Source organism: Nostoc sp. 2RC (assembly GCF_014222165.1).
GTDB lineage: Bacteria > Cyanobacteriota > Cyanobacteriia > Cyanobacteriales > Nostocaceae > Nostoc > Nostoc linckia.
This window is the reverse complement of the sequence record NZ_JACKZU010000274.1, coordinates 1-11,239: the sequence shown is the minus strand read 5'-3', so window position 1 is coordinate 11,239 and position 11,239 is coordinate 1. Positions and strand designations below refer to the sequence as shown.

At 39.0% G+C, this 11,239-nt stretch carries 8 protein-coding genes; 6 read left to right on the top strand and 2 right to left on the bottom strand.

Features of this window, described 5'->3' with window-relative positions; all coding sequences use genetic code 11:
• Positions 1–1,273 precede the first annotated feature (1,273 nt).
• The 3 genes from alaS (at position 1,274) to GNE10_RS24840 (ending at position 4,940) form a co-directional block, all read left to right on the top strand.
• Positions 1,274–3,916, top strand: a complete 2,643-nt coding sequence (alaS, locus tag GNE10_RS24850) for an alanine--tRNA ligase (RefSeq protein WP_185567558.1) — start codon at positions 1,274–1,276, stop codon at positions 3,914–3,916.
• An 87-nt stretch (positions 3,917–4,003) separates the two neighbouring features.
• Positions 4,004–4,591, top strand: a complete 588-nt coding sequence (locus GNE10_RS24845; RefSeq protein ID WP_185567556.1) for a Panacea domain-containing protein — start codon at positions 4,004–4,006, stop codon at positions 4,589–4,591.
• Positions 4,563–4,940, top strand: coding sequence for a hypothetical protein (locus tag GNE10_RS24840; protein WP_185567554.1), 378 nt, complete (start codon positions 4,563–4,565; stop codon positions 4,938–4,940). Before GNE10_RS24845 ends, GNE10_RS24840 begins: the two co-directional genes overlap by 29 nt.
• A 28-nt stretch (positions 4,941–4,968) precedes the next feature.
• Here the strand turns inward: GNE10_RS24840 and GNE10_RS24835 are convergent, their stop codons facing one another.
• Positions 4,969–5,538 carry a Uma2 family endonuclease gene (locus tag GNE10_RS24835; protein WP_185567552.1) on the bottom strand — a complete coding sequence of 190 codons (570 nt, stop codon included), beginning with the start codon at positions 5,536–5,538 and terminating at the stop codon, positions 4,969–4,971.
• 146 nt (positions 5,539–5,684) lie between these two features.
• Here GNE10_RS24835 and GNE10_RS24830 point away from each other — a divergent pair, with 146 nt between their 5' ends.
• From GNE10_RS24830 to GNE10_RS24820, 3 genes are all read left to right on the top strand, one after another.
• Positions 5,685–7,229, top strand: coding sequence for an FAD-binding oxidoreductase (locus tag GNE10_RS24830; RefSeq protein ID WP_185567550.1), 1,545 nt, complete (start codon positions 5,685–5,687; stop codon positions 7,227–7,229).
• Between the two features lie 190 nt (positions 7,230–7,419).
• A complete protein-coding gene (locus GNE10_RS24825) occupies positions 7,420–8,124 on the top strand; it encodes an actin-binding WH2 domain-containing protein (RefSeq protein ID WP_221642981.1) in 705 nt (234 codons plus the stop codon).
• A 261-nt stretch (positions 8,125–8,385) separates the two neighbouring features.
• Positions 8,386–9,093: an actin-binding WH2 domain-containing protein gene (locus GNE10_RS24820; RefSeq protein WP_099067809.1), complete on the top strand. Its 708-nt coding sequence runs from the start codon at positions 8,386–8,388 to the stop codon at positions 9,091–9,093.
• A gap of 762 nt (positions 9,094–9,855) precedes the next feature.
• Here the strand turns inward: GNE10_RS24820 and GNE10_RS24815 are convergent.
• A complete protein-coding gene (locus GNE10_RS24815) occupies positions 9,856–10,599 on the bottom strand; it encodes a hypothetical protein (RefSeq protein WP_099067811.1) in 744 nt (247 codons plus the stop codon).
• Positions 10,600–11,239: the final 640 nt, after the last annotated feature.

Below are 11,239 nucleotides of genomic sequence, written 5' to 3'. Positions count from 1 at the left end.
TACCTGAGGTAATTACGAAAATAAACATTTTAAATCATTCTCAATTTTCCCAGCAAAATTGCTGAAATTACCAAAAATAAAATTTTTATTAAATTTTAAATTTAACCGTAAAAACCACATTCTCATAAATATCAAAAAGACTAAATAACTCTAGTCAATAGACATTTATACCTCTGTTTTAAGTCACTCTTGAAGATACGCTTCTTTAGGTAACTCTAAAAATAAATAACACCACATACTAGTTGACAGTTCACAGTCAACTGTCAACTGTCAACTATTAACAGTCTTTTATGGAATATTTTCTTACTAGAAAGTTCCTTAATTTGTCAGTTTCATCGACGGATAATGTGTTTTAAATTATCGACTTTTACACCATCTGAGTTTTTATTTTAAAGATTAGCCTTGCATCAGCATGAAAAAATTTTCACTGTAAAACTGCCTCCCGTAGAAGAAAGTTTTGCAGATACTGATGTACCCTAAAATTACTGAGTTAATTACTAGGGCAAAAAATTCACTATCTAAGTGGTATTAGTCGTAGAAAAAATTCTTCTACTTAGGTTTTTTCGTCTTGCTTTACTGAATTCACATTTTTATTTGGAAAAATACTATCGATGTACAAAAAATTAAATAAAAAACGCTATGTCAAAATGTACCCTTATTACAGGGAAATTAATTCAACTCGGTTCTTTTAGTAAGTAGAATTCCGAGAAAAAGATTTTGTCAGTGTAGCCTAAAATATTAAAATGTCAAGTTTTGTAACAAGTGAGAATGGGATTTAGTAGCCTTCAACAGAATCACCAGTAGCAAGAATTACCTGCTTTAGGGGTTTCTAAGTAAAAAATATTCTATTATTGTTGACGGTTGACCGTTGAGTGTTAACTGTAGTTTCTGCACATCCTTCACAAGCAATATTTGATACTTTCAGTTTTAGTGCTATTTTTTACCTTCATATGGGTTTTTTAAATTATTTCTTAAGGATTGGGATCGGACAGCGGTTAGCGTACCAAAATCAATCCATATAATTGAGTGTTGATTGATAGCTAATAACTGGTAATAAAAGCTGGCAACGGCTATATCTCCTTGACTGGCAGCAACATAAAACAAAATGCAAGAATATATAAAGCTGCTTATGGAAATACACTTAATACCAAAGCAAAAGTCAAAAGGCAGATAATAGTTAACTGTTGACTGTTCACAGTTGACTGTTAACTGTTCACCGTCATCAATCAACTATCATCAATCAACCTTCATTAGTCAAAAGTTAAAAACTCCCATGTCTTCAAATCCCCAACACTTCAGCGGTAACGAAATTCGCAAAACATTTCTAGACTTCTATGCTGGGCGCGGTCACCAAGTTCTGCCAAGTGCGTCCCTCGTGCCAGAAGACCCAACCGTGCTGCTGACGATCGCGGGGATGCTACCATTTAAGCCGATATTCCTGGGACAGCGCACACCAGAATTTAAGCGGGCTACGACTTCCCAAAAGTGTATCCGCACCAACGACATCGAAAACGTCGGACGTACTAAACGCCATCACACGTTCTTTGAAATGCTGGGTAATTTCAGCTTTGGTGATTATTTTAAAGAACAAGCGATCGCTTGGGGTTGGGAAATTTCTACACAAGTCTTTGGCTTATCTCCAAAAAACCTAGTAGTCAGCGTTTTTAAAGATGATGATGAAGCTTTTGCTATCTGGCGGGATCAAATCGGTGTGCCAGAAGCAAGAATTAAACGCTTGGGCGAAGACGATAACTTTTGGGTATCTGGCCCCACCGGCCCTTGCGGCCCTTGTTCTGAGATTTATTACGACTTCCACCCAGAACGCGGCGATGAAAATATAGATTTAGAAGACGATACCCGGTTTATCGAGTTTTATAACCTCGTGTTCATGCAATATAACCGGGATGCTGACGGCAATTTAACGCCACTGCAAAACAAGAACATCGACACCGGCATGGGTTTGGAAAGAATAGCGCAAATTCTCCAAAACGTGCCGAATAATTACGAAACTGACCTGATTTTCCCAATTATCCAAACAGCAGGTCAAATTGCTGGCATTGACTACCACAGCAGTGATGAAAAAACCAAAGTTTCCCTAAAAGTGATTGGCGACCACATTCGTTCTGTCGTCCACATGATTGCCGATGAAATCCGCGCCTCCAACGTCGGACGGGGTTACGTGTTGCGGCGATTAATTCGGCGTGTGGTGCGTCATGGACGATTAATTGGGATTGATGGGGAATTTACTACCCAAGTTGCCGAAACTGCGATCGCTCTTTCAGAATCAGCTTACCCCAACGTGCGCCAACGAGAAGCAGCAATTAAAGCTGAGTTGCAACGGGAAGAATCTAATTTCTTGAGAACTTTGGATAGAGGGGAAAAGCTTTTAGAAGAAATCATCCAAGAAGTAAAACAGCAAGGCAAAACCTCTATTAGTGGTGAAAGTGCCTTTACTTTATATGACACCTACGGCTTCCCCTTGGAACTCACCCAGGAAATTGCAGAAGAACAGGGATTAGAAGTTGATGTTGATGGTTTCAATGCTGAAATGCAAAAGCAGGTGGAACGCGCCAAAGCTGCACACGAAACCATCGATTTAACAGTCCAAGGTTCCCTCGACAAACTAGCAGAACACATCCACGCCACCGAGTTTTTAGGCTACAGCCAATCTGCGGCCACGGGAAAAGTCGAAGCGATTTTAGTAGAAGGCGTTTCCCAAGAAGCAGCAGAAGCCGGAACATCGGTACAAATTGTCCTTGACAAAACGCCATTTTATGCTGAATCTGGGGGACAAATTGGCGATCGCGGTTATATCTCCGGTGATGGCATCCTGATTCGTGTAGAAGATGTGAAGAAAGAATCTGATTTCTTCGTTCACTTCGGACGCATCGAACGGGGTACACTGCGTATCGGAGATACTGTCACTGCCCAAATCGATGCAGCTTGTCGCCGTCGCGCCCAAGCTAACCACACCGCAACGCACTTATTACAAGCAGCCTTGAAAAAAATTGTCGATGATGGCATCTCTCAAGCAGGTTCCCTCGTTTCCTTTGACAGATTGCGCTTTGACTTCAACTGTCCCCGTGCCTTGACAGCAGAAGAAGTCCAACAAATTGAAGAACAGGTAAACACTTGGATTGCCCAGGCGCACACCGCCAAAGTAGAGGTATTACCTTTAGCCGAAGCCAAAGCTAGGGGTGCTGTTGCCATGTTTGGCGAAAAATACGGAGAAGAAGTGAGAGTAATCGACTTTCCTAGCGTATCAATGGAACTGTGCGGTGGTACTCACGTAAGTAATACTGCTGAGATTGGCGTCTTTAAGATTATTTCTGAAGCGGGAGTTGCTTCTGGGGTGCGACGCATTGAAGCTGTTTCGGGGCCTGCCGTGTTGGATTATCTCAACGTCCGGGATAAAGTAGTTAAAGATTTGAGCGATCGCTTTAAAGTCAAACCCGAAGAATTACCAGATAGAATTACAAGTCTGCAAACCGAACTGCGAACAGCAGAAAAACAGCTAGAATCTTTGAAAGGACAATTGGCGATCGCAAAATCCGACAGCTTGCTACAAACAGCTGAAAATGTTGGCGATTTTAAAGTTATCGTCGCCCAATTAGAAGACGTAGACGCCGAATCATTGAAAACCGCAGCCGAACGCTTATTACAAAAAATCGGTAACGGTGCGGTGGTGTTGGGTTCTGTTCCCGAAGCTGGTAAAGTCAGTATAGTTGCGGCCTTTAGTCCAGAAGTTAACAAAAAAGGACTGCAAGCTGGTAAATTTGTGGGAGCGATCGCTAAAATCTGCGGTGGCGGCGGCGGTGGTAGACCAAACTTAGCCCAAGCCGGCGGTAGAGATGCGAGTAAATTACCAGAGGCTTTGGCACAAGCAAAATCTGAGTTAATTACTGGGTTGGGTTAATTTATTGTAGGGCAGGCAGCTTGCCTGCCTTTGAACTTTGAAATATTTAATCCAATTTTTGCCTATATACTAAATTAAATTATGAGTATGATTGATTGCCTGAATGCAGCTCGCTACTTTATTGTCAGAGCTTATGAGGATGGTATAGAAGCTGAAATGACCAATATGAAGGTACAAAAGCTCCTGTATTATTCTCAAAGCTTGCATTTGGCATTGTATGATGAGCCATTGTTTAATGAAGAAATTCAAGCATGGCGATATGGGCCAGTTTGTCCGCCTGCTTATAGATTTTATAGTGAATTTGAAGCAAACCAGTTACCTGTCCCCAACGAGGATTTTTTGTTAGAAATTTCTGATGAAAAGAAAAAAATTTTATCAGAAATTTGGGAATATTTCGGAGGATACCATGCATATCGACTTAGTGATATGACTCATGGTGAATTTCCCTGGAAAAAAGCACGTAAGGGTTTGCCTCCTCAAGCCAGTTCAACTGAGCCAATTCTTCAGGAGGATATGAAAGCATTGGGTTATCAAAAGCTTGATTTAATCGAGCGAGAACACCCCATATATGAATCGTTAATGGCTAAAACTCTAGAGGATGCTATTAATACTAAATCCTCAAATCGTATTAATAAAGGAGAAGTGGGTGACTGGCTCAACTCCCTTCTCGATTGAGGAATCAGATAATTTTAAGCGTTCTTTTAAAAAACTTGCAAAAGCCCTTGGAAGTGATTTTGTTGAGCTTATTACTGAAGCTTTAGAAAGTTTGATTGATGACCAGTATCCCATAAATTCGCGTCATGAACCTTTACCTGCAAAAATTCAGTTACCTGAGGGATGGACATTTCACAAACTAGAGTTAAAAGCTGGAAAAGGAGCTTCGGGACAAGTTAGATTGATGTACTTGGTTAATACAATTAACTGTGTCATCAAACTAGTGTGGGTTTATAATCATGAACAGTTTACAAAACGTCCAGCAGACAAAGATTTGAAGAGTGTTATCCAGGAAATACTTGAAATTTAACAGAAAAATCACAGTAAAATTCACATTTCTAAGCCGTTAATATCTGCTGTGCTGTCAATACTAACTCAGGGAAAGTCAGAGAATTGATTTGCTGGTTTCCTGTGAATATTATTTGGTTATAACGTCCTTTATCTAACAAGCAAACAGTCACCTTTGCTTCAAGAGGATCGACAATCCAGTATTCAGGGATGGAAAAAGCTGCATACTCAAGTACTTTTTTTTGATAATCTCGTTTCACAGACTCAGCACTAACCACTTCTATAATCAATAGTGGTGGTAACTCAAGCACAGCCGATTTACCCTGAATAGATTGTCGCTGTTCTTCAGTCATCACAATTAAATCAGGGAGACGGGATTTTTTGGTGGAAGTACGAACGCCAGTACCGCTAGGACGAACTTGCCAGTCTAACCCTAATCGTTGGATTTCCAAATAAAAGCGAATCAACAAGAAAGTAATAATAGCTTCATGTAAATCTGAGGCTGGAGGCATTTCTAACAGCACTCCATCCTCAAGTTCATAGCGTTTGTCAGTGCCGTCATCGTAGGTGAGATATTCTTCAAAAGTACACAGACGTTCTACAGGTTTTGTACTGGACATATCGTAATACTCACCTTTGACTAGAACCAAGCTACCTAATTTGTAATTTGTAATTAGAACTTTTAATTACAAATTAGCTGGCCATGATTATATCTAGTTTCTTCATTCTCAGGTAGCTTGAGAATATAGAGTTTAGTTTTTTCAAAATGTCTTTAACTGAAGAAATTCTTTCCCAACTACCGGGTGATGTTTTAGGCGGGTTACGTCAGAGCGATCGCATTTTAACATCCCTCAGAGAAAACACTGCACCTATACCAACATTAGTTACAGAAAGTCAACAGCCTTTGGGGGTTGCAGACTACGATGTGCTTATCTGCGGTGGTACTTTGGGTATTTTAATTGGTTCGGCTTTAGCGGTGAAAGGGCTGCGGGTGGCGTTGATGGAACGGGGAATTCTGCGGGGAAGGGAACAAGAGTGGAATATTTCTCGTAAAGAATTAGATGTGTTTGTGGAATTGAACTTATTAACGCAGGAGGAATTAGAAACTGCGATCGCCACTCAATATAACCCAGCACGAGTGGGTTTTCACGGTGGTACACAAATTTGGGTAGAGGATGTTTTGAATATCGGCGTAGATCCTGTATATTTACTGGCTACATTAAAAACCCGATTTCTTGATGCTGGTGGAAAGTTGTTAGAACACACGCCTTTTAAAGAAGCGGTGGTGCATCCAGATGGAGTAATGGTCAATAATCAATTTAAAACTAAATTGTTAATCGATGCGATGGGACATTTTTCTCCCATTACCCAACAAGCACGTCAAGGAAAAAAACCAGACGCCCTTTGCTTGGTTGTGGGAACTTGCGCCCAAGGTTTTCCGGAAAATAACTCTGGGGATTTGTTGTTATCATTTACATCTTTGCAAAATCAGTGTCAGTACTTCTGGGAAGCTTTCCCAGCCAGAGACGGTAGAACTACTTACTTGTTTACCTACATGGATGCACATCCCCAACGCTTTAGCTTGTCAGCTTTCTTTGAAGAATATCTGCGTCTTTTACCAGAATATCAAGGTGTGGAATTGAGTCAGCTGAAATTTCAACGGGCGTTGTTTGGCTTTTTTCCCAGCTATCGCCAAAGTCCTCTCAAAACTCCTTGGAATCACATTCTACCAGTGGGAGATAGCAGTGGTAGCCAATCTCCCTTGAGTTTTGGTGGTTTTGGTGCGATGGTGCGTCACTTAAAGCGTTTAACATTCGGTATTGAGGAAGCCTTAAAAACCGAACAATTATCAGCAAAAGCGCTGTCATTGCTGCAACCCTATCAACCAAGTTTGACTGTTACGTGGTTATTTCAAAAAGCGATGAGTGTTGGTGTAAATCAAAAAATTCCTCCAGAGCAAATTAACCAACTACTTTCAGCAGTGTTTGAAGAAATGCAAAAGTTGGGTACGCTAGTACTGAAGCCATTTTTACAAGATATAGTACAATTTTGGGCACTGACACAAACACTCTTAAAAACTAATTTCTCTCATCCAGAAATAGTTATCAAAATAATTCCCCAAGTAGGTTTGGCAAGTTTGATGGATTGGATGGTACATTACAGTAATTTAGGTGTTTATACTGCCTTATTTAAGTTAAGTCCAATGTTAGAAACATGGGTGAACAATCAACCAAAGGAACAACAATATTATTGGCATCGCTTGATTGATGCTTGGAAGTACGGCTCTGGTGGTGACTACTCAGAACAGTAAAATTCATAACTTAGGAGTCAGAAGTCACAATGGTTGAAAAACTAATGGTTTTCTACCTACTGAATTTTATTCAAATTATCAAGCTTGCATATTCAAGCCTGATTAATTCTGAATCCTGAATTCTGAATTCTGAATTCTGAATTCTGAATTCTGAATTCTAATCAAATAATATGTGTGTGAGGATAATATAATGGAACCGAAACCTATGGAAATCAAATACTTTGCAATACTCATTAGTTTTCTGCGCGATCGCCAAGGTTTTTTAGAGGAAGTCCGCCAAGGTATAAGATTACCAAATAAAATCATTTCTCTACTAGTTTGTAGTTCTTTATTCCTGGCTATTTATGGCGGAATTATTGGTGCATATCATAGCTGGATGCAAGCTTTGTCTTCTGCCGTCAAACTCCCAGCCCTTTACTTAATTACACTGCTAATTTGTATCCCGACATTGTATTTTGCTAACGTAATTTTTGGTTCAAAACGGACATTTGGACAGCATTTAGCATTAGTTTTAACCGCAGTTTCCATTACTAGCGTCCTTTTATTTAGTTTTGCACCAATTACCCTGTTTTTTTTATTAACTACCAATAATTACCAATTTTTAATTCTCTTAAATGTTGTTATCTTTGCACTGACTGGATTTATTGGTATTTCCGCATTATATCAAGCCACAAATTTAGTTTTAGAACAAGATAATGAAGGTAGCAAAACACGCCAGACAATTTTAAAATTTTGGCTATTTCTTTACGCTTTTGTGGGTAGCCAGCTAGGATGGACTCTCAGACCATTTTTTGGCACACCTGATTCTGCATTCCAATTATTCCGCGAAAGAGAAGGTAATTTTTATCTCAGCGTGATTCAAGCTATCAGCTACTTGTTGGGAATTCGTCAGTAAGAATTCAGGAGTCAGGAGTCAGAATTCAGAATTCAGAATTCAGAATTCAGGAGTCAGGAGTCAGGAGTCAGGAGTCAGGAGTCAGGAGTCAGGAGTCAGGAGTCAGAATTCAGGAGTCAGAATTCAGAATTCATGAGTATTTCAGTAGAATTAGGATATTTATTTATCAAAATTTGCCTTGATTATTTAATTATTTTGACTACTGATTTTTGAATTCTAAGTTATTACCAAAGCATACCAAATATCAACTATAAAAGCATTATGTTGGAAAAGCAATCTCACAGCGTTAAACAATTTAGTGTTTTGGTGAATTTACTACGCGATCGCCAATCGTTTTTAGAGGAAATTCGCCTGGGAATCAGATTAGAAAATAAAATCAGTTCTTTGTTTGTAGCTAGTTCTATTTGCTTTGCTATCTATGGTGCAATTATCGGTGCATCCCACGGTTGGGCACAAGCATTATCCAGTGCTATCAAACTGCCGGCATTTTATTTATTAACACTGATAATTTGTTTTCCGACTTTGTTCTTTTTTAATGTTTTGTTTGGTTCGCGCAGTAGCATTCAACAGCATTTTGTTGTCTTACTCACATCTGTGTCAGTGATTAGTGTACTTTTATTCAGCTTCGCACCAGTTACACTATTTTTTCTCATCACTACTCCTGATTCTTATCAATTCTTCAAACTGTTGAATGTCTCAATCTTTGGCATCACAGGTATCTTTGGCGTCAAATTCCTTTATGAGGGAATACAACTACTTTCACAACAAGATGAAGTAGGCAAAACGACTCGCACCACTATTTTAAGATTTTGGTTATTGCTTTATGCTTTTGTGGGGATGCAGTTAGGATGGTTTTTCAGACCATTCTTTGGTGCCCCTGACTCAAAATTTGAGTTATTTCGAGCCGTGAAAGGAAATTTTTATCTTGATATAATAGCTGCAATTTCGGAAATTTTAGGTTTCCGTTAACTTGACGCTAAAATTTGTCCTACAAAACTTAATAATCAGCAATTGAACATTTGTTCTTTGATGCTTTGGCAAATTGGCAACTATTACAAGAATAATTGTGTTAGCTTCAATACCATACAAGGTGTATTTGCACTTTCAAGCTATTTAGACGGGTTGCAACCCGTCTTTATTTATCGCCACAAAAGGATCTGACCCCTTCCTTTCATCCAAATCGCACCATCTTTAAACTCAAAAACCCAGTCTTTATGACCGGGCTTTTGGTGGGCTATATTACCCCAAGGTTAGTTATATAAGTTAGATATAGGTTGTTCGTTGTTCTATTAATTACTACAACGCTAAGATTGCCAATTCCAGAAAACTATAGCAATCCTAAAGGCTATCTTGGTGCAACTCACACGGATTGATCCTCAGAACTAGCAACGAACATTAGTGTATTTGTACTAAATAACTTTAGGGAACTCCAAAAAATAAATTATTCTAGTTAATGCGTTGACCCTTCTCCTATGGTCGCTGCTACGCGGAGTGTCCCGGAGGGAAGTGGTACGACTTCGCTCAGTGTAATATCATGTCCGCCTAATCACTTATGAAAAAAATTCTCCGCGTCTTTGCGTCTCCCCGTCCCCGCGTCAGTCCTAATGATAAGTCTTCAACCGGACATGATATAAAGGCTGAGCAGAATCGAAGCTTTGACTGTTAACTATGAACCGTCAACAGTCAACAGCGAACAATCTTCTATGGAATATTTTTTTACTTGGAAGTCCCTTAACTACAGTTAACTGCTGAAGCTGAGTTTACTTTTGTTAAATCTCCAGTGAATATGGCTGTATATTTATAAGGTGATGAACCAGAACAAACCATAGAATTTGTATTAGCACGACGCGGAGTCCACCATGAATCAGCGTTCGCAGTCAAGTTGACGCCATTCCATGACAATCCAGTCACAACTAGAGAGTTAGTTTTGCCATCATCAGCCTTTTTTGCAGTCAGAAATGTCGCATAATAAACGCTACCATTTTGTGGATTAATTTTTGCTATGGTTGCGACTTTAGGGCCGCCACCGCTTCCATAACTACTTAGCCAACGACCAGTAGCAAAACGTCGAAAATCATTCCCAGGTTGGCTACCGGTGGCTGAAAAAACGCCATACAAAACGTTACCTCCATCCCAAAGTAATCCGTAGCCTGTACCATCATCATTAGTTGTTTCGTAATCACTACGACACCATTTTTTCACACCATTTTGAAAACTGATGATGCGGGGGTCTTTGTTTAAAGATGATACTTGTTGATAACCAATATAGATGTTTGTTTGCCCAAAACTGACTCTGGGGGCATTTTTATTTTTGATAGTTGTCTCGCTGTCATTGCATGTAAAGGCTACACTTTTACCAATAGATGACTGTATAGTAGTTTGGGCAAAAACTGAAGTAATTGGTAAATCAGCAGCCAATACCAATGATAAGAATGAAAATGTTAAATATTTCGGTAAATTACGGCGATAAATCATTGTATTTATGGGGTTAAAATGTCCAAAAGGACACCATATCACAAAGTTTCCCTAATTAGTAACCCCTAAACTAAATCAGCGATTTTTCATAGAGATAAAAGTCAAAAATCAGAAGTTATTCTCCCGATTTACCCTTAGTTCTGTTGCTCAAAAGTAGGCGACTCGTGACTTCTCTCCTTGTCTTCTCTGTCTGAACAATGAAAATATCTTGGTTTTTCCAGTCCCCAGTTTCCAGTCACCAGTGCCTATTTTTCAAGGAAGTCTAATATTTTTGATTTTTATTTGATGAGAGTAATAAAACAGATAAAAAGGAGTGACGAGATTTGATATTATTTACATCTCAATCTATCACTCCTAACAACTTGCGCGTTGATAAGCTGTTACGCATTGTTAAATTACACCAGCTTAGCAGTCCATCGATCCTCTAACTAAAGAAGCGGATATTTGTTAAAAATATATGTGTTTTTCTATACATTTTTTGTAAACTCAGAAAATCTATTTTTCCATTGAAGATACATTGTTTCCACTATTGCTTTTCCTCAATAGTCTGATTTTGCCTGTGTAAGAGCGATATCTATTAATAATTTATTAAATGAAAATGTGTCTAAGAATACAATCAAACTTAACTAAGATTATATAT